Annotated in this window: 27 protein-coding genes; 21 read left to right on the top strand and 6 right to left on the bottom strand. The window is 34.4% G+C overall.

Annotation, left to right across the window (positions count from 1 at the left end):
• Positions 1 to 76: 76 nt before the first annotated feature.
• Positions 77 to 871 (bottom strand): M15 family metallopeptidase, encoded by a 795-nt coding sequence (locus NYE67_RS10530; protein WP_340730002.1) that lies wholly within the window; start codon positions 869 to 871, stop codon positions 77 to 79.
• 230 nt (positions 872 to 1,101) lie between these two features.
• On the opposite strand from NYE67_RS10530, the gene arsR reads away from it, so the two are divergent.
• The 6 genes from arsR (at position 1,102) to NYE67_RS10500 (ending at position 4,481) form a co-directional block, all read left to right on the top strand.
• Positions 1,102 to 1,407: an arsenical resistance operon transcriptional regulator ArsR gene (arsR, locus tag NYE67_RS10525; protein WP_340728101.1), complete on the top strand. Its 306-nt coding sequence runs from the start codon at positions 1,102 to 1,104 to the stop codon at positions 1,405 to 1,407.
• A 57-nt stretch (positions 1,408 to 1,464) separates the two neighbouring features.
• Positions 1,465 to 1,896, top strand: a complete 432-nt coding sequence (locus tag NYE67_RS10520; RefSeq protein ID WP_191698774.1) for an ArsI/CadI family heavy metal resistance metalloenzyme — start codon at positions 1,465 to 1,467, stop codon at positions 1,894 to 1,896.
• 44 nt (positions 1,897 to 1,940) lie between these two features.
• Complete coding sequence (locus tag NYE67_RS10515; RefSeq protein ID WP_340730001.1) at positions 1,941 to 3,236, top strand: arsenic transporter; 1,296 nt, start codon at positions 1,941 to 1,943, stop codon at positions 3,234 to 3,236.
• Positions 3,237 to 3,253: 17 nt separating this feature from the next.
• Entirely contained in the window at positions 3,254 to 3,652 is a 399-nt protein-coding gene (gene arsC / locus NYE67_RS10510) for an arsenate reductase (thioredoxin) (RefSeq protein ID WP_340730000.1), read from the top strand.
• 83 nt (positions 3,653 to 3,735) lie between these two features.
• Positions 3,736 to 4,188 (top strand): GNAT family N-acetyltransferase, encoded by a 453-nt coding sequence (locus NYE67_RS10505; protein ID WP_340729999.1) that lies wholly within the window; start codon positions 3,736 to 3,738, stop codon positions 4,186 to 4,188.
• 65 nt (positions 4,189 to 4,253) lie between these two features.
• Positions 4,254 to 4,481, top strand: a complete 228-nt coding sequence (locus NYE67_RS10500) for a phosphoglycerate mutase (protein WP_340729998.1) — start codon at positions 4,254 to 4,256, stop codon at positions 4,479 to 4,481.
• 191 nt (positions 4,482 to 4,672) lie between these two features.
• Here the strand turns inward: NYE67_RS10500 and NYE67_RS10495 are convergent, their stop codons facing one another.
• The gene (locus tag NYE67_RS10495; RefSeq protein ID WP_340729997.1) at positions 4,673 to 5,116 is read right to left on the bottom strand and encodes a hypothetical protein; all 444 of its coding nucleotides are present in this window, start codon (positions 5,114 to 5,116) and stop codon (positions 4,673 to 4,675) included.
• Between the two features lie 288 nt (positions 5,117 to 5,404).
• Between NYE67_RS10495 and NYE67_RS10490 the strand changes: the two genes are divergently transcribed.
• The 4 genes from NYE67_RS10490 to NYE67_RS10475 all read left to right on the top strand — a co-directional run bounded on the left by NYE67_RS10490 (position 5,405) and on the right by NYE67_RS10475 (position 9,337).
• Positions 5,405 to 5,932, top strand: coding sequence for a sigma-70 family RNA polymerase sigma factor (locus tag NYE67_RS10490; RefSeq protein WP_339212344.1), 528 nt, complete (start codon positions 5,405 to 5,407; stop codon positions 5,930 to 5,932).
• Entirely contained in the window at positions 5,922 to 6,953 is a 1,032-nt protein-coding gene (locus tag NYE67_RS10485; RefSeq protein ID WP_340729996.1) for an LCP family protein, read from the top strand. The genes NYE67_RS10490 and NYE67_RS10485 overlap by 11 nt, the downstream gene beginning before the upstream one ends.
• 221 nt (positions 6,954 to 7,174) lie before the next feature.
• Positions 7,175 to 8,467, top strand: a complete 1,293-nt coding sequence (locus tag NYE67_RS10480) for an acyl-CoA thioesterase/bile acid-CoA:amino acid N-acyltransferase family protein (RefSeq protein ID WP_340729995.1) — start codon at positions 7,175 to 7,177, stop codon at positions 8,465 to 8,467.
• A gap of 30 nt (positions 8,468 to 8,497) precedes the next feature.
• Entirely contained in the window at positions 8,498 to 9,337 is an 840-nt protein-coding gene (locus tag NYE67_RS10475) for a DUF5700 domain-containing putative Zn-dependent protease (protein ID WP_340729994.1), read from the top strand.
• A gap of 102 nt (positions 9,338 to 9,439) precedes the next feature.
• Here NYE67_RS10475 and NYE67_RS10470 read toward each other — a convergent pair whose 3' ends face one another.
• The 4 genes from NYE67_RS10470 to NYE67_RS10455 all read right to left on the bottom strand — a co-directional run bounded on the left by NYE67_RS10470 (position 9,440) and on the right by NYE67_RS10455 (position 13,279).
• Positions 9,440 to 10,816 carry a HAMP domain-containing sensor histidine kinase gene (locus NYE67_RS10470; protein WP_340729993.1) on the bottom strand — a complete coding sequence of 459 codons (1,377 nt, stop codon included), beginning with the start codon at positions 10,814 to 10,816 and terminating at the stop codon, positions 9,440 to 9,442.
• A complete protein-coding gene (locus NYE67_RS10465) occupies positions 10,813 to 11,490 on the bottom strand; it encodes a response regulator transcription factor (protein ID WP_191698784.1) in 678 nt (225 codons plus the stop codon). Before NYE67_RS10465 ends, NYE67_RS10470 begins: the two co-directional genes overlap by 4 nt.
• A gap of 78 nt (positions 11,491 to 11,568) precedes the next feature.
• A complete protein-coding gene (locus tag NYE67_RS10460; protein WP_191698785.1) occupies positions 11,569 to 12,246 on the bottom strand; it encodes an ABC transporter ATP-binding protein in 678 nt (225 codons plus the stop codon).
• Position 12,247: 1 nt separating this feature from the next.
• The gene (locus NYE67_RS10455) at positions 12,248 to 13,279 is read right to left on the bottom strand and encodes an FtsX-like permease family protein (protein ID WP_340729992.1); all 1,032 of its coding nucleotides are present in this window, start codon (positions 13,277 to 13,279) and stop codon (positions 12,248 to 12,250) included.
• A 235-nt stretch (positions 13,280 to 13,514) separates the two neighbouring features.
• Here NYE67_RS10455 and NYE67_RS10450 point away from each other — a divergent pair, with 235 nt between their 5' ends.
• The 11 genes from NYE67_RS10450 (at position 13,515) to NYE67_RS10400 (ending at position 21,470) form a co-directional block, all read left to right on the top strand.
• On the top strand, positions 13,515 to 14,219 hold the full coding sequence (locus NYE67_RS10450; protein ID WP_340729991.1) for a YoaK family protein: 705 nt from the start codon (positions 13,515 to 13,517) through the stop codon (positions 14,217 to 14,219).
• 875 nt (positions 14,220 to 15,094) lie between these two features.
• A complete protein-coding gene (locus NYE67_RS10445) occupies positions 15,095 to 15,664 on the top strand; it encodes a GNAT family N-acetyltransferase (protein ID WP_340729990.1) in 570 nt (189 codons plus the stop codon).
• A 97-nt stretch (positions 15,665 to 15,761) separates the two neighbouring features.
• On the top strand, positions 15,762 to 16,160 hold the full coding sequence (locus NYE67_RS10440) for an NUDIX hydrolase (RefSeq protein ID WP_340729989.1): 399 nt from the start codon (positions 15,762 to 15,764) through the stop codon (positions 16,158 to 16,160).
• Between the two features lie 87 nt (positions 16,161 to 16,247).
• A complete protein-coding gene (locus tag NYE67_RS10435) occupies positions 16,248 to 16,763 on the top strand; it encodes a DUF6985 domain-containing protein (RefSeq protein ID WP_340729988.1) in 516 nt (171 codons plus the stop codon).
• Between the two features lie 73 nt (positions 16,764 to 16,836).
• Positions 16,837 to 17,397, top strand: a complete 561-nt coding sequence (locus tag NYE67_RS10430) for an AAA family ATPase (protein ID WP_340729987.1) — start codon at positions 16,837 to 16,839, stop codon at positions 17,395 to 17,397.
• A 296-nt stretch (positions 17,398 to 17,693) separates the two neighbouring features.
• Positions 17,694 to 18,248 (top strand): sigma-70 family RNA polymerase sigma factor, encoded by a 555-nt coding sequence (locus tag NYE67_RS10425; RefSeq protein ID WP_340729986.1) that lies wholly within the window; start codon positions 17,694 to 17,696, stop codon positions 18,246 to 18,248.
• The gene (locus tag NYE67_RS10420; RefSeq protein WP_340729985.1) at positions 18,245 to 19,348 is read left to right on the top strand and encodes a DUF4179 domain-containing protein; all 1,104 of its coding nucleotides are present in this window, start codon (positions 18,245 to 18,247) and stop codon (positions 19,346 to 19,348) included. The genes NYE67_RS10425 and NYE67_RS10420 overlap by 4 nt, the downstream gene beginning before the upstream one ends.
• 180 nt (positions 19,349 to 19,528) lie before the next feature.
• Positions 19,529 to 19,975, top strand: coding sequence for an NUDIX hydrolase (locus NYE67_RS10415; RefSeq protein WP_340729984.1), 447 nt, complete (start codon positions 19,529 to 19,531; stop codon positions 19,973 to 19,975).
• 300 nt (positions 19,976 to 20,275) lie between these two features.
• Complete coding sequence (locus tag NYE67_RS10410) at positions 20,276 to 20,515, top strand: hypothetical protein (protein ID WP_340729983.1); 240 nt, start codon at positions 20,276 to 20,278, stop codon at positions 20,513 to 20,515.
• Between the two features lie 222 nt (positions 20,516 to 20,737).
• A complete protein-coding gene (locus NYE67_RS10405; protein ID WP_340729982.1) occupies positions 20,738 to 21,049 on the top strand; it encodes a hypothetical protein in 312 nt (103 codons plus the stop codon).
• Positions 21,050 to 21,218: 169 nt separating this feature from the next.
• Positions 21,219 to 21,470, top strand: coding sequence for a hypothetical protein (locus NYE67_RS10400; RefSeq protein WP_340729981.1), 252 nt, complete (start codon positions 21,219 to 21,221; stop codon positions 21,468 to 21,470).
• Positions 21,471 to 21,633: the final 163 nt, after the last annotated feature.

The raw sequence follows: 21,633 nt of genomic DNA, 5'->3' as shown, positions 1-21,633 counted from the left end.
CTCCCTTTATTTCCTCGTAAAACTACCGTCAAGTACCAAATAACAGGAAATCTTCCGCTTACTTTCCTTCCACGAATTATTCTACAATTGATGTAATGATATATCCTTTTTCATTATCACCAGACACGATATAGTTTTCAGAATCCGGGATATTAACAGTAGTCTTATTATCCGTATACTGCACGAAGTAGGAGGTACCATTTATTTCTGTTGTATAAAACTGCTCCTTTTTAAGGAAAGTAATATATTCCTCAAGCACGAGATTATTTTTTTTCATGATCATACTATGGGGCAAGCCTATGTAACGGAAATGCCATGGTTCGTAGTTGATACCAGTCACATCCACCTTGTCTTCTGGGTAACGTAAGATGAAGCCAAAATCCGCTGCATATTCTTCCAACCATTTACCTTCATCGACATTCTCCATTTTGCCGGCAGTCGAACCAATATCAAGTGATAAGCCCGTCTGATGTTCACTATGGCCGGATGGCAGCGCATAGTCAGCGCCATGCTCTTCATAAAGCTGCTGCTGTAGTTTACCGCTGCGATACGCACTGTTAATGATAAAATGTTCAATTCCATCCTTCGCTGCTGCATCAAATAGTTGCTTGAGCGGCTTTATTGCCTGATTCTCGAAAAGAAATTCTGAATTCACAATAACATTTTCCGCGATATCAGTTGGGATTGGCGCTAAATTGGTCGGGTCCTGTTTTAGCTGAATGTCTCGATTGACGAGTACAAGATTTCCGCTCGAAATTGCATAAGGTTCTAGGGATAACTGCTGTGGTAAATCAGGAGCAGTTGCTTGTTTACCCATAAAAAATTGATAGCCTATAACGGCAACTATAAGTGCAAAAATTAGTTTTTTCATATAATAAATCTCCTTTAATCCAAGCATAGCGCATAAAACTTAATAAAAACTGATAAGAATTCTTAAGAATATATTAAGAAATATAAACTTACCACATAAACTTAACCAAATTAAAGGTTTTTTAAGTTCCGATTCATTCATCAAAAAAAATTGATTTAATGATTGCGATACAAAATTGCTTTGGTTATAATTAATATATCAAAATAAATTGATGAAGGAGGATATCTTTATTGGAAATTCAGTTTGAGCAATATGAAAAGAAATTTAAGGCATTGGCAGATCAAAAGCGACTGGAAATCTTGTATGAGTTATGCCAACGTGGCCAAAGTTGCGTTTGTGATTTAACCGAAGCATTTGACATGTCCCAATCAAAATTATCGTATCATCTCAAAATCCTTTTGGATGCAAATTTGATTACGAAAGAAACGAAAGGAACATGGAGCTATTATGATTTAAATGATAAAGAAGTAAACAATTTATTATCAGAAGAGCTGTGCTGCATATTTAGAAAGACTGGAAAAGGCAGCTGCTGTTAAATTTTTTTGTTTCTTAAATCAAAATTTTTTGATTAATAATACATTGGAGGTAAGTATATGAAATATGTACATGTAGGTATAAACGTTACGGATCTTGAAAAATCAATTGAGTTTTATGAAAAAGTTTTTGGAGCTTCACCAGTTAAGGTGAAAGTAGATTATGCTAAATTCTTGCTTGATACTCCGGGACTGAATTTTACACTGAATGTTCGTGATGAAGTGAAAGGAAATCAAGTTAATCATTTTGGATTTCAAGTAGAGACGAGCGAGGAAATTACTGCTCATAAGGAAAGACTAGAAAAAGAAGGCTTTTTTGCACGTGATGAAATGGATACTACATGCTGTTATGCTGTGCAGGATAAATTCTGGGTGACAGATCCAGACGGAAATGAGTGGGAGTTTTTCTATACAAAAGCTGATAGTGATGTTCATAAAATAGAATCTACTACTTGTTGTGTGGAAGTGGATACAAGCAATTCCTGTTGCTAATTAGAAATAAGTTTGTACACCGTGATTGATGGAGGTTATATTTAGTGATTACAGCAATTCTAGCAACAGCGATTTTTTTATTAACACTTATTCTCGTCATCTGGCAGCCAAAAGGATTAAATATTGGTTGGTCAGCTTGTGGTGGGGCAATATTGGCCTTATTGGTCGGGGTAGTGGATTTTAATGATGTAAACGAAGTAATAGGTATTACGTGGAATGCTACTTTATCTTTTGTCGCGATTATTATTATTTCGTTAATACTCGATGAGATTGGCTTATTTGAATGGGCAGCACTACATATGGCGCGGGCTGCAAAGGGCAATGGCATCAAAATGTTCGTTTATGTAAGTATTTTAGGGGCTATTGTCGCGGCATTATTTGCGAATGATGGGGCTGCTTTAATCCTGACGCCAATTGTGCTGGCAATGGTTCGTCATCTGCAATTTAGCGAAAAAATGATCTTTCCATTTATAATGGCGAGTGGATTTATTGCGGATACAACATCTCTTCCATTCGTAGTCAGTAACTTAGTCAACATTGTATCGGCGGATTTCTTCAATATAGGATTTGTGGAGTATGCATCAAGAATGATTATTCCTAACCTTTTTTCATTAATCGCAACGATTACAGTCCTATTATTATACTTTAGAAAAAGTATTCCAGGTACGTATGAATTATCTAAATTAAGAACGCCTAAAGAAGCGATTAAAGACATAAAAATGTTCCGACTTTCGTGGTATGTACTAGGGGTATTGCTAATTGGATATTTTTCAAGTGAATTCACACAAATCCCCGTTTCCATTATTGCAGGGGGCATCGCTATTTTCTTTTTATTAATGGCGGGAAGAAGCCATGCAGTACGGACGAAATCAGTTGTTAAAGGTGCTCCATGGAATGTGGTGTTTTTCTCGATCGGGATGTACGTAGTTGTCTATGGTTTAGGAAATGCATGGTTGACGCATTCTTTGTCTAGTGTTATTCAGGCAACAGCTGATCAGGGATTATTTGTTGCAACGATTGGAATGGGCTTTATTGCCGCGTTTCTTTCTTCCATTATGAATAACATGCCAACCGTTATGATCGATGCATTAGCGATTGCTGAAACGAATACTTCTGGTGTTATCCGGGAAGCGTTAATCTACGCGAATGTTATTGGATCTGATTTAGGACCGAAAATCACACCAATCGGTTCTCTTGCAACATTAGTATGGCTCCATGTTCTTTCTCAAAAGGGCGTCAAAATTTCATGGGGAACGTATTTTAAAACAGGTATTATTTTAACTATCCCAATTCTATTTATTACGCTACTTGGGCTATATATCACATTATTAATTTTTTAAAAGGAGTGGGATTTAGGTTGAAACAAACAATTTATTTCTTATGTACAGGTAATTCTTGCAGAAGCCAAATGGCGGAAGGTTGGGCAAAAAAATATCTCGGTAAAAAGTGGGATGTTAAAAGTGCAGGAATCGAAGCTCACGGTTTAAATCCGAATGCAGTGAAGGCAATGAAAGAAGTTGGCATTGATATTTCCAGTCAAACATCCGATATCATTGATCCTGAAATTTTAAATAATGCTGATTTGATCGTGACATTGTGTGGGGACGCGGTAGATAAGTGTCCTGTGACACCACCGCATGTTAAAAGAGAACATTGGGGATTTGATGATCCAGCCGGTAAAGAATGGTCCGAATTTCAGCGGGTCCGTGACGAAATTGGCGAGCGCATTAAGCAATTTAGTGAAACTGGAAAATAAGAAGATAAAACATTTGGCGCAATTCTATAGCAGGAATTTGCGCTTTTTTCTATAAAAAATATAGGTGGGAGGGGGACTCAACATTGAATATAAGAAAACTCGAAAAACAAGATAAAATCCCGATGGAGTTGCTGTTATTGGCGGATCCTTCAGAAACTATAGTGGAAGAATATATTACAAGAGGTGATTGTTTTATTGCCGAAAATGAAAAACAAGTTGTAGGTGTATATGTGCTATTACCTACAAGACCTAAAACTGTGGAATTAGTCAATGTCGCAGTAGCCGAAGTCCATCAGGGAGAGGGCGTTGGGAAATTATTAGTAACTGATGCCATCCGGAATGCTAAGGCAAAAGGGTATAAAACAATCGAGATCGGTACGGGGAATTCCAGTATTGGTCAATTAGCTTTATATCAAAAATGTGGTTTCCGAATAATCGCTATTGATTTTGACTTTTTCATTAAGCATTATGAGGAAGAGATTTTTGAGAATGGAATACAATGCAGAGATATGATTCGCTTATCAAAAGATTTATAAATTCTAGCTTCATTTTACACTCCTACTATATAATGGTATATAATTTGTGGTAGGGAGTGGTAGAAATGGATGGATTAGACACAAGTAAAGAAGCAATCAAAATGGATTTAGCCCTGATTAAATCTTGTTTGAGGTTAATTAATCAAACGATGATTTTAAATATACAAAGAGGCGAAAACTTTACCGCTTCAGAAAATGAAGAGATACATATGCTTATTTCCAAAATAGAAAAGGATCTAAACAAAATTAAAAAAAATATCGATTATGATCCTAATCGTATTGCGAAACGTTAAGCACATGCAGTATTTCAAAAAAGTATTAGCATTTATTCTTTTATCTTTTGCTATGTACCTGTCATGTTCACAGTTTTTAGTGAGGGAACAAACTGTATCCAAATTTTTTGCGCTAGTATTTTTTGTGTTTACATTATGTATAGCATTTGAAATGATTAAAAGCCTTTCTAAGTCTAAGTAAACTGAAATCTCTATTTGGCCCGATTGGATTGATTACTAAAAATGCTTAATGCCAATGTCATTCCTGCAACTATGCCTACTACGTTTGGGGAAGTCATAGCTACTTTAAACACCCAAGCTGCAATAAAACTAAACGCAAAGCTTTCCGGTATAAGTTCATATACTGCCAACGTTGTTAGCGTTGGATAGATTAATAGAAGTACTAAACAAGGGGTCGCTACACACCATAGTAAAGCATGATTAATTTTTACTGACCATTTTTGCACAAGCAGAATAGAGATGTAACCTCCAAGTAATAGTGCACTGACCACATCAAACCAAAGAACAGGTACAATATTGTACTCCATTTGGGCGGTTTTTTGCAGTTGGACTTTTAAATCAAAACTTAATTTTGCTAGTATAGTTAATCCTATAACCCAAATTATTTTTTTAAAATAGTTAGAACTGTTGCTCATTCAGACACCCCTTATAAATATTATATTGATTTTAACAGATAATACCAATAAAGTAATGGGAATAACTATAAAATTGTCAAAAGTATTTGCACGATAAACCCAGAAAAATTATCTTTCCTCTATTTTTTAGAGGGGAGATATTTTTTTATTACAAATTATATTAAAATCACTTTATAGATTGCTAAATAATGTAATTAAATATAATTTATCGAAAAAATTGAACCTAATATGAATTGACAATCGTCTAATAGCAGAATTTGAAGTAGGTTGAAAGGGAGGGGGAGTCAATTGGACAGGGAGGAAAAAGACTTTCTATTGGAAAAAATAATGATTGAATATGGCAATGAGCTAGTGCGGTTGGCATTTTCTTATGTAAAGGATGTAGAAACTGCGAAGGATCTTGTACAAAATACGTTTATCAAATGCTATAAAAACATTGATTCGTTTCGATTCGACGCACAAATCAAAACATGGCTCTATCGTATAACAATTAACGAATGTAAAGATTATTTGAAAAGCTGGAATTACAAAATGGTGCAGGTAAAAAGCTTTATCAATGAAACAGCGAAGTCTATATTACCATCCACTGAGAAAAAGGTGATCGATAAATACAATAATGAAGAAATAAAAGATACGATTTATTCTCTTCCAAAGGTGTATCGGGAAGTAGTGTATCTTTATTATTATGATTCTTTATCGACAGAGGAAATTGCCAATGTATTGGATATTTCGGTTAATACCGTAAAGACCAGGTTAAGAAGAGCGAAGCAACGATTAGAATCAATGTTAAAGGAGGCAGAACTTCATGGAAGATAAACGATTACGAGAAAAAATTCATAATTCGTCTCATCAACACCTGTCATTTACGAAGGAAGACCGTAATGCAGTATTTGAAGAAATCCGTAAACAGGATGAGAATCATCATACCCAAAAGAATGTTTCTTTTAATAAATTCATTCCCATAACAGTATCTTTATTGGTAGTAGGTTTATGTATGATTCTGTTTCTTCCATCGATGCTTTCCGGGGATTTAATTGAAAGATCTAACAGTAGCAATTTGAGTCAAGAATCGAACAAAGGTGTTGCAACAAATGCCTTGGAAGCTGAGTTTTCTACTTCGTTGATTACGGTAAAGTCTGAAGTTATGGATAATCGAATATACCTTAATCTTTTACTTACTTATAATAAAGATAAAAAGTTGATGAAAGTTGTCTCGCTTCCTAATGATACTTATGCCCCGATATCGGAGAATGAGGATGGAACATTTTTTTATGATAAATTGTTGTTTGCCTATTCTTTTGGCGATGCTGAAAATGTAAAAAAGACGGTTTCAAAGTTTTTAGATATACCTATTGACTATTATGCAGTGCTTGATTTAAAAACCGTTTCAGAGTTAATTGAATCGATGAATGGGATTGAGTATGAAATACAAAAAGATATTCGATTAAGAGGAGTAACACAGGCAGCTTTTGATTTCGAAAAGGGTACGCATTATTTTAACGGGGAACAGGTTATATCATTAATGATGGCTGCGACAGATGGGTTCTATCTAGATCATGAAAACCTAATAAATCTAATGAACGTTGTAATGAATAAGGCAGAAGACGAAATTCCAAAAGCAAAATTAAAAGAGTTATTTTCTCAAATAGAGACCAATACGCCCTTGGATCACTTAGTAGATAATCCTAGAGAGATAAATTCTATAAACTCATTACCTTTAAATGAAGGAATGATTTCGGACGTCATACCATTAGGAAAGACAGTAGGTAAACACATTTATAGATTTGAGGAAGACTTTTTGCAAGCTGTTAAACAAGAGTTAACTACATTTAACTGAATAGGGATTGCGTAGGATAAGCTGTAATAGTGGGCTTATCCTTTTTTTGGCTCTTCCTACTTCAAAAATTCATTATTTTACCGCTTCTTTATCATTATACTTAGTGATATTAAATGGTATAATTTGTAATAAAGATCTATGAAAATAAACTTGAATTATTCTCTTAGTTTGTTGCCGATAATAAACCCTAGTTTGAATTACATTTATGTGGAGGTATGAAGATGTCAGGTAGTGGGAAGTTTCCTTCTATTAAAGTAAATAAAGTAATATCAATGATTGATTCATCTATAGACATAAGAATTATTGATTTAAATCCTCATCAGGAAATTGAAATTAGAGCGAAAAGAATTTCCTATGGTATAAAGCAATACTATTTAGGCTCATATGCAAAGTTCAGGGCAAATGCAGAAGGAATGGTTAATTTAGCAGAACAAGAACCTTTATCCGGTACATATTCAGGCGTAGACGGAATGGGATTATTTTGGTCTCTTGAAGTTATGGGCGAAATTTATGATATTGGTCCAAACGAAATTAATCATCCCTTAAGTCCTCAAACAGTTACTTTAACTCTTTTAATTGATAATAAAGTAGTTGATGAGATTACTATTACAAGACAATGGCAAGCGGAGCATATAACGCGTAAGCCAGTAAGAGAAGATGGTTTAGTTGGCACATTTTTTTATGAGGAAAATACGAATCCAAAACTAGGAATTATTGTATTAGGAGGGTCAGAAGGTGGAATATATGAATATCCTGCAACCTTACTCGCAGCTCATGGATATTCTGTATTAGCTTTAGCGTATTTTGGGGTAGAAAATCTGCCGGTAAATTGCGTAAATATCCCACTTGAATATATAGAAATAGCTATAAATTGGATGAAAAATCAAGATAAAGTTGCAAATGGTTGGTTAGGAATTCATGGGACATCCAAAGGGGCTGAACTGGCCCTTTTATCTGCAAGTTTATTTTCTGAAATTCGGTCGGTCGTTGCATTAAATGGATTCGCTGTAGCGTTTAGCGGTATTGTCCCATGGTCTGATAAAGATGAATTGCCACCTGCATGGTTATATAATAATGAACCACTTCCTTATTTAAGCCCTAAAAATCCTATTGATGTCGCACTTAAATGTATGAAAATGTGGAACGAAAGAAAAGGAAATCCTTTTGGGGAGTGGTATGCAGCATTAGCATCCAATCCTGTTGAGGTTAAAAAAGCAGAGATTCCGGTTGAAAAGATAAATGGTTCGATATTACTCATTACTGGCAAAGAAGATGATGTAGATACTACAGGATTATCAAAAATCGCAATAGATAGGTTAAAAAAGTTCAATTGCACAAATGAGTATGAGCACATCGTTTATCCAGGTGCCGGACATTCAATAGGGATTCCCAATATCATACAAAGTTATAATCAAGGAAATAAATATGATACAAATAATGCTAGTAAGGATTCTTGGTTAAAGACAATTGATTTCTATAAACAAAGCTATAAAAATGCCAATCTGTACAAATGATAAGTATAAAACCAGAGAGGAGATAATTTTGTGAAAATCTATGATATTGCAAACCCGTTTTTAAGTTCATATGAACCTACCGAGAATTATTACGAAAATTATTTCAGTGAAAATTTAGATATTTACAGTTATTATTTTGAACATCATTGTCTTAATAAAGAGATGAAACTTGAAAAAGCTTTAGTTCATCATCCGGGAATGATTCAAGAAATGAAATGGATTGCCCGGAAAATTGCTTCCTTAACTCCGGAAGTTACGATAAAATATGAAGACTTATATCCAATAAAATTTACAAAAGATGTTTATATTTTTGTCGGTTTAGGTGGGTCAAATGCCTATACGTATCGTTCGATGGACCCTCAGATTGCATTTTGCGTTGAAAAATTGGAAGCTGATGAAGATGCACTTAAGGTGATTATCGCTCATGAGTTAGGACATGCAACGCACCACTTATTCACTACCTATAGTGGAATCGATGCTGCCAATATATCATGGACAAGTCCTTTAACATGGCTCTTGCAAGAGGGAGTTGCCACTTATTTATCAACGGAGGTTGTAAAAGTTGAACAGGATATTTACTTTGCTTATAAAAGAGATGTAGAATGGCTATCATTCTGTGAGGAAAATAAAACAAAGATTATAGGAGCTTTTCAAAAAGACCTAATGCATAAATCATCAAAAGAAATATTTAAGGAGTGGTTTTCAATTAATGGCGGTCAGACATTTGGTTATACTCGCCTTGGTTATTATATCGGTTATGTGTTAGTTCATCATTTAGCTGCAGAGGAAGGTATCGAAAATGCCATGCTGTTTTGGGGTCATGTTAATTTTGAAGAGCGAATGAAAGAATTACTACATACTATCTTGTAAATTTAGTTTAAAATGATTTCATCGAGAATATTACTCATTTCTGAGTACAGAATCAGCCTCTTCCTAATCTTAAGGATTAGGAGGAGGCTGAGCATTTAGTATTCACTTGATGGTTTTTGGCACGGTCACTGTCACGGTTGTCCCAACTCCTGGTTTACTTGTAAAATGAATGGTTCCATTATGCAGTGTTAATACACTCTTTACTATTGATAACCCTAATCCTATACCTTCAATCGTGCGTGTACGTGATGAATCAGCCCGATAAAAGCGGTCAAAAATTTGCTGTTGGTCGTGTTCACTAATCCCAATGCCATTATCTTCAAATGTAATAGTTACAGTATCTGGCTGTTCTATAAGTTCAATATCAATGGACCCGAACTCATTTGTATATTTTATCGCATTTGATAGTAAATTATCCCACACCGCATATAACAATCCAGCATCTGCATAGATCTGTACTTCAGGTAGAGAATAGCTAAGCATTAAATTTTTTTGTTGAATTTGCCATTCATAATGCTGCAGAAGCTGTTTGATTTGTTTGCTTACTGAAAATAATTTAGCCTTTAAAGGCAGGTCTTGCTGATCGAGCGTTGTGAGCTGTAAAAGTTGATTCGTCATAGTCGACAGTCGAGTAATTTCATGATGGATTGTATTAATATATTTTTGATTTATTGGATGCTCTTTTTCAATTAATGTGACATAGCCTTTAATATTTGAGAGAGGTGATTGGAAATCGTGTGAAATATTAGCGATGAATTCTTTACGTTTCTCATCAACTTGTGAAAGCTGTTTTGACATTTGCATAAAGCTTTGTGACAATCGTCCGAGTTCATCAAGTCTTCTAATATCGAGCTTAATATCGTATTGTCCCTTTGCAATAGAAGTGGTAGCTTCAGTTAACTTTGTAATCGGTTTAACAATTAACTTCGTACATAATAAAACAAGTAATATGCTAAGGATAATCATTAATAATAATATTGTGGCAAATAAAAAGTGCATTTCATTAAATAACAACTTTATATTCGTTCTTACAAATAATGCGTAAGTCTCACCCTGATACTGAAGTGGCACACCGATTGAGTTTTTTAATTCATTTGCAAAAAAACCAGTCACAAATGTTTGATGGGGAAATTGTAAAATCCCATGATAAATAGTACCGTCTAGAACCTTCTGAATTGTTGCATCTTCAATAGATGTGTCACGAAATGGATCCTGAAATGTAGTAGATTGCAATTCACGGTTAAAAACCATAATATGGTACCCGAGTAATGCCGAGTGCTGTAAATACTCGTGTAACTCAAGTTCTGGATGAGTTTCAATATAATTTGCCAATTCTACAGCAAGTAGTGTTGTCTTCTCATCATTTTGAGGCTTTAAGGACTGTTGATAATACAGATTGGATAAAAAGAAGGCCACTATGCTGCTGAATACCATAATGACAACCGTTGTTATGACAAATTTTGCATATAATGATCTCATTGAATTTCCTCTATGGAGTAGCCAATACCACGAACGGTTTTAATTTGGATTCGCGGTGTTAATTTTAAGAGTCGTGCACGTAATCGCTTAATATGTACATCAACCGTCCGTTCATCACCACTATAATCAATACCCCATACTTCCTCAATTATTTGTTCGCGTGTTAGCACTTGTGTAGCATGTTTGACTAAAAAGGCCAATAACTCAAATTCCTTTAAAGGTAGCAATAATGTACGTTCATTAATAATGACTTCATAGCTTTTATATAAAATTGTAAGTGGACCTAAATGGGAAGTCGCTGAAGGTGTAGTTGCTTCGTAACGACGAAGGAGCGCTTCTACACGAAACTGTAATTCTTTTGGATCTACAGGCTTTACGACATAATCATCCGTTCCAGCTACATACCCTTTTTCCTTATCTTCAAGTTGTCCCTTGGCCGTTAATAAAATGACAGGGAGATTATAATAGTTGCGAATAGCTTTAGTAAGCTCATATCCGTCTAAATAGGGCATCATCACATCAACAATTGCAATTGTAATCGTATGCATCTTCAACTGCTGAAGAGCCTCCATACCATTCTTTGCATTCAGGACTTGATAACCTATCTTAGAAAAGTAAATTGTAATGACATCGCGTACATGCGGATCATCATCAACAACTAAAATGGTAGTCATCGCTTAAACTCCTAACTTCTATTTAAAATAGCCCAGCATAAGCTGCGCTATTTTAAATAATTATTTTTGAAATCTATTTTATGCTAGCTGTTCAACCAGAATTTTACCATCTCTCATGTGTACAGTTTTATCAACATAACGAAGCATTTCTTCATCATGTGTTACAAGTAAGGTTGTTAAGTTTAATGTTTTTGTTAAACTTTGAAGAAGCATCATAACTTCACTGGAACGTTTTGAATCAAGACTAGCTGTCGGTTCATCTGCAAATAATATTTTTGGTTCATGAATGATGGCACGAGCAATTGCAATTCTTTGTTTTTCACCACCAGAAAGTGAAGAAGGATACGCTGTTTTTCGATGTGTCATGCCTACAAGTTCTAATACACGAGCGACATCCTTTTTATTTTTTTTCTTATTTGCAACATCTAACATTAATAATAACTGCTCTTCTGCTGTGAGAAACGGTACTAAGTGTGCAAACTGAAATACGAAGCCAAATTGTTCGGCCCGCATTTGGCGAAGCTGTTCCTGAGAAAGGCTTGTTAGGTCTTGCTCATTAAAATAAATATGTCCATTTGACGCAGATTGTAACCCAGCGGCAATTGTTAATAAAGTACTTTTTCCTGAACCAGAAGCCCCGACAAGTGCTGTGATTTCACCTTTATGAAGTGACAGGTCAATGCCTTTTAAAATCATTTCATTTGTTTCTCCGATAGGGAATGATTTTTCTAGTTGCTGTATAGTAAAAAAACTCATATTATATCTCTCCTTGCTGTATTGCTTGTAAAGGTTGAACTTTTTTAATTTGAAGCCCTGATAATGTTGCTCCGAAAAAGCCAATGATTAAAAATATTGCAGCAAATAATAAGGTCGTATTCAGTGTTAAATGGAAGGGCATACCTTGTGGAGCAAAGTTTTGAAATAATTGGCTTAACAAAAGGGAAATGCTTAAAGCAATTGCTGAAATAAGGAGCATTTGCGTCCACATCATGATAAATAATGTGCTTGTTTTTACTCCAATTGCTTTCAAAATTCCAAATAAACCAATTTTTTGTACGTTCATCATATAAAAGAAAATTGCAAATAGCATGCCACTAATCACAACTAAAAACCAAATAATCATGTTAAGTGAAAGCTGTTCAGCAGAATAACTAGGAATCGTATTTAAAAAATCTTTGTTCGAATACATAGTTAAGCCATCCATTGTTTCTACCTCTTCATTTGCTAAAAACAGTAGTTGAAGATCAGTTGTCCGGTACATTTCTGTGAAATCCTCTTGATGAATAAAGGCTACAGCTGCGTGATTAAATTTGGTTTGTTCGGAGAAACCAACAATTTCCCACTGACCACTAAATTGATTACTTGTTAAAATATCACCAATTTTAAACCCTTCTTCTTTTAAAGAACTATCTACAATCATTTCACCTGCAGCGACCTTAGGGAAGATATCGGATTCGGTTGTTGTTACAAAAGCCACACTCTGCTGGTTACCTTCAGCATTGTGGAACATACCCATTTGTATTGAAAGGGCCGTAGCATTTGGATACTTTTTAAGAAGCTCCTTTTGCTGTGTACTTGATATTCTTGATAGGGCGTAGTTATCTTCTGCCTCGGTTGTCATATAAAACTGTCCATCTGGTAGCTCTTTAATTAGTGCTGCATTATCTTGAGATAATCCGTTTGCTAACCCTGCAATCATAAATGTCAGTAAGCTAATTAAAAGGACAATTAGTCCGAAGATGAAGAATTTGCTTTTATTTTTCTTTATTTCTTTCCATGCTAAATTCATAAAATTGCCTCCTAATATTGTTGATAGCGTTAGTATATAGGCTAATTATGAACACACGATGAACGGTATATTAAATACTGTCATCAGCATAGTTTGCACTTTATAATTATTTGATTTAGTTAATAACTCTATTTCGAATAATTAGCACCTGCATGTGGAATAATGCCAATTAAATAATAATGTTGTTCAGCCTGCCCAATATTATTAGAGCATTTTGTGTGAGGAGATAAAGTAAATGAAGGATAAAACGAAAAGGTGGTACTCATTAGCACCGAATTCTTTAGTTATGGGTATGATACTGGCTCTAGTCGGGGGATATTTGGATGCTTATACGTATATCACCAGAGACGGTGTATTTGCGACAGCACAAACCGGAAATACAGTCTTGTTTGCAGTGCGAGCAGCGAGTCCGGAATATAACGGAGCACTTCAAAATATCCCACCATTCGTGGCTTTTATAGCGGGTGTATTAGTTGCCGAACATATGAAAGACCGACTGGATATGCATAGACGATCTGTTCTGGCGTTGGAATGTGTGATTTTATTTATCGTCGGTTGGTTACCGGGAAGTGTTCCTAATATGATCATTACAATAAGCGTGGCATTTGTGTCTTCATTACAGATTGCTACCTTTAATAAACTTGGGAAATGGAGCTATAACTCAACAATTACGACAGGTAATTTACGAACAGCATCTTCAGCTTCCTATGAGGCGTTTGCCAATCAGAATAAAGAAGCTATGAAAAAATTTATAAGTTTTTCAGCTATCATCCTTTCTTTTATCGGTGGAGCCTTAATTGGAACCTACTTCAGTACGACATTAGAATACAAAGCAATATGGATTGCCTCGGGAATTATCCTCGTTATAACAATCCTTTATCATAAAACGAGAGAACAGGAAGGCACAAATGAACCAATTGAGGTAAAAGAAAGCCCGTAATTTACAGCGCTCACTTGATCAACAGGTGAGCGTTTTTTTTGCGTTAAGAAGTGATTACACTGGTTTTAGTATTAAAAACATTATGCTACAATTGTAAAATATTACATAGCAATTTGGAGGTCACAATGTTTTTTATTTTCATGGCTGTATATGGTACACCAGTTTTAGCGATTATTTTTTGCTTGAACTTGGCCCTAATAATTGATAAATCCCGTAACGATAAGGATTTTCACGTAAATGTCTACTTAATGACAGGAGCATTTACAATAATGATATCTTGTATAACAATTGCACTGTTAACTGTTTTAGATGGCGTTTGATCAAAAGATGCTTAGGAAACCATAATATTTAAAATAAGGGAAGATTTTACCGTTATTTGAATGATGTAGCTCATTTTAGGATAAATAAGGGAACATTTTACCGCTATTGTAAATAAAATCATGAAATTTCATGTTTTTTAGGTCAATAACGGAATTTTCTTCCCTTATTTTTACTGTTTTTTATGTTTTTTTTAAAATAACGGAAATTCATTCCTCTATTTATCTCATTACGCAATTCAATTGTCTTCCCCCAACAAACTAACCACTCCAATTCAAAGTAATCCAATACTTTATAATCTATAATTACTTTCACAGTAAAAACATCCCATCAAGCCGCTTGTGCTATCTCTAGACGGCAGAGAGCGGAACTAATATATTTTATAGCTTCATTTCTAAAGCAAAGCAGACTTTATTAAAAAATCTTATTTTCCTAATTTTGCCATTCCCAGTTTTGGACCAAGAAAGGAAAATAAATGGTATAATGTGGAATGTAGTAGGACTTCTCTTCAATTCATAAGTGGAAGAACAAATTTATAAGAAAAGAGGAAATGTAACTTGTATAAAGATCAAAACTTAATCATTCGACCGATAGAAGAAATGGATTTACCTCGTATTTGGGAATTGGAATACAATGAAGAAAAGCCAGAATGGAAAAAATGGAATGCTCCTTATTATCCTCACGAAACAAAATCATTCGATGAATTTTTACCCATCGGTAGCGGTTGGGTGAATCAATCAAACGTTTGGGTAATTGAGGTTGATGGTATATTGTGTGGAACTGTTTCTTACTACTGGGAACATGAACCATCAAAATGGTTAGAGATGGGTATCCTTTTTTACGAAGGTGGAGACTGGGGAAAAGGGCTTGGTACCCGTACTTTAAAACTGTGGATTGATCATTTATTTAATTCGATGCCTTTAGTTCGCGTTGGCTTCACTACATGGTCTGGAAATGAACGGATGATTCGTGTAGGTGAAAAATTAGGTATGCAATTAGAAGCTCGTATTCGTAAAGTTCGTTATTATGATGGGGAATATTATGATTCTATTAGAATGGGCATCTTGCGAGAAGAATGGGAAGCACAGAAACTTAATCATGAAAATAAAATAACGTCCCCAAATTAAACATTAGTAGTTGTAATTACATAGAGAGCAACATCGCTTGCTTGTTTTCATTTAAGGATAGGGATTTTTTAGAATTGAATGAAAAGAGGTTACGGATATGCGGAATAGAGGTTCAGTAGTAATAATAGAAAAAGATAAGGTTGGGTTAATTAAAAGAATTAGAGATGGCTCTGTTTATTATGTTTTTCCCGGTGGAGGAATAGAAAAGGGCGAAACACCAGAAGAAGCAGCTAAAAGAGAAGCATTTGAAGAATTGGGCGTAGAAGTAAAGGTCAATGAGTGTCTAGCAAAAATCGAATATAATGGAACGCAATACTTTTTCTTATCTGAAATCATTAATGGAACATTTGGAACGGGACAAGGGGAGGAATATACAGACAAAGAGAGAACCAGAGGAATATATTTACCTATTTGGATAGATATAAACATGTTATCGTCTTTTAATGTAAAACCGAGAGAAGTTGCTTTTAAAGTTCAATCTTTTTTCAAATCATGATGTCAAAGTTGAAATATAATATCCATCGTAATATTTCACAAGCTTAATTTTAGAAACATCTATTCGTGTTAAGGAGGAAACTTATTTATGGATTTGTTGCACCCTATATTCGGAGAGTTAGAGATAAATGAATTTGAGGAATACGAAGCAATTGGACTGATAAAGTTTTCAGGATTAGAAAAAAAGGTGAAAATAACTTTTGATGATGAAATCAACGAGCAACATTGTCAAGCATATCAGTTTTTCCTATCGAATTTAGATAGAATAACCCCAGATATAATACAGTCTATTATTGAATATCAGAATGAATGTCATGACGACACTGACTATACAGCGAGTTTTAAATATTTCGAAAATACTAAAGATGTCATAGAAAATACCGCGCTTTTTGAAATTGCTCTACAAACAGAACTTCATGGAGTAGTTACGGATTCAAATCTCTATCATAAAGTAATGAAAGAAGAACTAGGTGGCACGGAAGAAAAAAGATACGTAGTACTATTGTTTGAAGCGAATTGGGTAAATGATGATTATCGTATCTTAAGTGTCGCTTTGGCGAATGAAAAAGTGATTTACGTCACAGATGAAAATATTACAATTTAATTACTAAATGACTATTGTTTGGAGCTGAATGAGCCAATACTAAAGTTATTTAATATTAATTAGGAGGCAGTTTATGAAACTTGTTCATATATTTGGACCACAGGCGGTTGGTAAAATGACAGTTGGGCAGGAGCTGGCTAAAATTACAGATTTGAAGCTGTTTCATAACCATATGACGATTGATTTAGTTACTCATTTTTTTGATTATAGTACAAAAGAAGGGAAAAGATTAGTAAATTTATTTCGTCAGGAGATTTTTGAAGAGTTTTCAAAAAGTGATCTATATGGAATGATCTTTACTTACGTCTGGCTGTTTGATCAGGAGTCGGATTGGGAATATGTTAAGCAACTTTCCCAGCTTTTCGAGTCCAGAGGAGGCACTATTTACTATGTAGAATTGGAAGCTGACTTAGACGAGAGACTTGATCGCAATAAAACCCCAAATAGGCTGGAGCACAAACCTAAAAAAAGAGACCTTGAATGGTCTGAGAATGACTTGAAAAGCACCATGGAGAAACATAGACTAAATTCTTTAGAAGGTGAAATTCCATTCCAAAATTATATCAAGATTAACAATACAAATTTAAGTGCAGAAGAAGTTGCCGAGATAGTAAAGTTGAAATTCGATTTATAGAAGAAGGACAGTCTCGAACGAATTCCGTTGAGTCTTATTACATACGATTCTTTTAATACATACAATGATATTTGGTGGGACGGTTTCATTGTAACGCTTGAGTTGCATGTCGCACACTGAATCTAATGGTCAATAATCATGCACTTTCCTTGAAATAAGGAAAGTGTTTTTCATTGCCCGATATCTCTCTCCTTTTCAGTTTTTTATAAATAAATAATTTAGAATAATGAGAATTATTTTAGTTTTATACGATGTATTAAGTGTAGGGCCCTTACAAAGACAAAGGAGTTAATTGTATGAAGATTACGAGTGAGAACTTTATCAAGTATTTTAAGAAGGGAAGAGAAGATGCACTTGAATTTGTAATTGACCATTATATCGGGATTGTGAAAGCGATTATATATAATGCGTTAATATCCTTCCAGGACCCGCAGCTTATTGAAGAATGTATAAGCGATACGTTTCTAGGAGCATTTGAAAATGCAAAGCAGTTTAAAGGTGACCAAGAGGATTTTAGTAAGTGGATTTGTACGATTGCCAAATTTAAAGCGATTGATATACAAAGGAGATCATTAAATTCACCAAAGGTTGTCGAATTAACCGTGAATGGTTCGGAAGTGAAATCGGCAGAGGATGAATTTTTCTCTAAGTACATGCTGGATGAATTATTAATACTTATGGAAAAATTGGATCAGGTAGATCATGACATTTTCATTATGAAATATTTTTTAAATATGAAAAATGAAGAAATTGCTCATCAGCTTGGCTTAACAAAGGCAGCCGTTGATAATCGCTTATATCGTGGTAAAAAAAGACTTCAACAATTACGTTTAGGGGGCGTTTTCTCTTGAAAAAATTTTATCGTAAATTAAACGATTTAAAAATCGAAATGGACATTGAACCTATGGATGTAGATGAATTGGAAAAGGCTAGAATTAAAAGAAATGTTTTGAAAGGCAAAAAGAAAAATTACTTATTCAGAAATATAGCCGTTGCTGCATCCCTCTTGTTAGCTTCTAGTTTCACTTTAAGTATTGCATTTCCAACCTATGCTGCCAAGTTACCAATTATCGGTAGTGTTTTTGAATTGTTTAATGAAGATGATCGTTATGTTTTTGAAGAGTTTAGCAATTATTCGACTGATATAGGTGTTTCAAAAGAAAGTAAGGGTATAAATATAACCTTAACAGATGCAGTTTATGACGGTGAAAATGTAACGATAGCATATACAATTGAAAGTGAAAAGGATCTAGGAGAAAGACCAATTTTAGAAGGAGATTTCATAGTAGAAGAATTTAACGGAGCGTATGAACATAATGGTTACTCTGAAAACTATTTAACTAAAAAAATTGGTGAGAATGAGTATGCCGTTCTTTATGTATATGAGTTAATCAAAGGTCCTAAGCCAAGTAAAATAAATGTTTCTTGGAAAGGGAACGCAGTTAGAAATTTGAATAATGGGAAACAACTACATTCTGGAGAATGGTCTTATCAATTCGCTTTACAAGCCTTAGAAAGCGAAACGGAAAATTTAATCGGAGCCGGTTACAACACAGAAGACACTGGGGTGGCAATTACACTTCTAAAAATGACTGAAACGCCTATCTCGAGTACATTTTATTTATCGGAATTGGTAGATGAACGTCTGGTTTCGAAGGAAGATGATGAATTCCGAGGTGTACTTATTGAATATAATGTAACAGATGATTTAGGAAATAAACAAAACTTCATTCACTATCGAGATTCTGGTCATAGTACTGATTTTCCCGGTAATGTAAGCTTTCCTAGATTAACTCTGGGTGATTTTGATAATAGAGCAAAGTCCATCACAATTACACCAACCGTTCATGTTTTAACAGTTGGTAAATCAGACAGCGATGGAAATAGACCACTGATACCTGTAATGGCACCATACGAAATTGACCCAATTGTATTTCCTATAAATAAGTAGCTTTTGCCTGAAATTTAAGGTTCCAGAATGAAAATTCTTATCCAATATGCGGGTGCGATTCTGTAACAAGAAATCGCGCTCGTTTTTATTAATGATCGATAAAGTGGAATAAAAGAAGGAATTATTCGTCAGTGAATCGAAACAACTAAAGATTATTGATTAACATTTTGGAGGGTTACTATGAAAAAAGAGATAATACGAGCACTGGTTATTTGTATATTTCAAAAAGACGATTCCATTCTTGTTGCAGAGGGCTATGATCTAGTAAAAGGTGAGTATTTTTACCGTCCTATAGGAGGCGGAATTGAATACGGAGAAAAAAGCGCAGAAGCATTAATAAGAGAGGTACGAGAAGAAATTGACACCGAAATTTTTAATCTTAACTATTTGGGGACAGTTGAGAATATATTTACTTTTAACGGAGAAGTAGGTCATGAAATTGTCCAAGTATATGATGCCTACTTTGTTGATTCAACTTTTTATACCGAAGCGTTATTTGAAGGAAAGGAAGATGATGGGAACATCTTCAAAATTATGCGATTGCCTATAAGTAGGTTTCAAAACGGTGAACTACGACTTGTTCCTGAAGGCCTTTTAGATTTAATTAAAGAACAACAAAATTGTTAAGCCCCCTATTGGCGCGATACTTGAAGAGGATTTACGTATTTTTATAGCAATAGGGCTAGATCAACTATTCATAAGGGTTGCCTATTTTCTGCAAAAACTGGGTATGTATATAGAAACTGTTTATAATTGCTCGATAAAATCAACAATGCAATAGCATCAAATTTTGAAAGGTATTGCAAAGCTATTAAAGGCATATGATATTCCGCAACGTAATTCTATTTAAGAATCCGTTTTCGCTGATAGACGATTTGCGAAGACACCTAGATTGTGGAAATTGAACAAGGAATGGGGGAACTAGGCATGTTGGTACTAAATATGTTGCAAGTAAATGATTTTGTAGATGGTCGACTGTTGAATAAGTTAGGGTATCACTTAGATATTTATAAAAATGCCTATATTAGTAAGTGTGGTTCTACATTCGTATATCTGTATCGAAAACCGTATTTCGGAGAAGTGGTAATAGCGAAAGAAGGAAATGCAGAAATGCACCAAGAGAATTTAAATGCCCTATACGCGGCTGGTTATTTGGTCGAGGGGTGAAGCTGAAAAACAAGGGCACGTAATAGCTAATGCCTTTCCGACTATATTTATGCGCTTTCCTTTTACAAGGAAGGTGCTATTTTTATTTAAGAGAGAAAAGCATATCCTTGAAAATCGACTCGTAAAGTGTATAATTACACTAAAAATATAAAAAGTTTTAAAAAGGGTTATTACCGACAGAAAAATTATAGGATTCGTAGGTGTATTTTATTGAAAATAAGTGTGAATAAACAAATATTGTATACGTTCATGTCATTGGTATGTGCGATTGGAGTATTCTATCTCAGCATTAAATTTCAGGAGATGGCGTATTGGGGTAATGGATTAACTTGGTATTGGGTGGGTGTTACATTTACATATTTAATTGGAGTATTAGGGTGTGTGTTCTTTGCGCTTTCTTTTAAAAAAAGAGAAGGAGATCAAAAATATTTTTCTTCTTTACTTATTTCACTTAGAATATCATCGATTTTGGCGTTAGGAATTGGATTCTTATGGACTACTTTTATAATTATAGCCGGAATGTCAGGTATGTAATTAAATAATTTACAAAGTGAGGGCATTTATGCAGAAAAAAACAAAGCGAATATTTATCCTACTATTCATCAGCATAGTATTAAATTTATATTTGGGGATTACTAGTTTTATCACAAGTACATATACAGCGAACTTGGATGACCAAGTGATTTTAGGAGAAATGACTAAAATGGTACTTCAAACTGAGCAGTATCAGGAAATTGCTTCTAGGGAAACTATTTATGCAATCAAACAAGGAGTAAGCCGATTTAATGTATCTGAACCTTCTTCTATTTACCATTATGAAATATCTGTCCAGACTGAAAAGCAAACTTATATTTTTAACTGTAAGGATAAGTTATGTACGAAAGTTTCGAATGATGGTTGGTCTTACTCAAGATATAGTGATAATGAGCCAGTATTGCCGTTGGATAGTTTTTAATTTAGCTAATAAATTTTTACATTTAGATAAATAATTCTTTTAAAAAATAAACTATCTAGCAAAATCTCCCAATTTTATTAGTGTATGTTTTGGGAAAATCTGATAAAATTTGAATAATTATTAGTAGAGGGAGGCGGTATATTATGAAAATCATGAACAAATT

This window comes from Solibacillus sp. FSL W8-0474, from assembly GCF_038004065.1.
GTDB classification, from domain to species: Bacteria; Bacillota; Bacilli; order Bacillales_A; family Planococcaceae; genus Solibacillus; species Solibacillus faecavium.
Note: the sequence above shows the minus strand (reverse complement) of the source record. Positions and strands in the feature narration are given on the sequence as shown.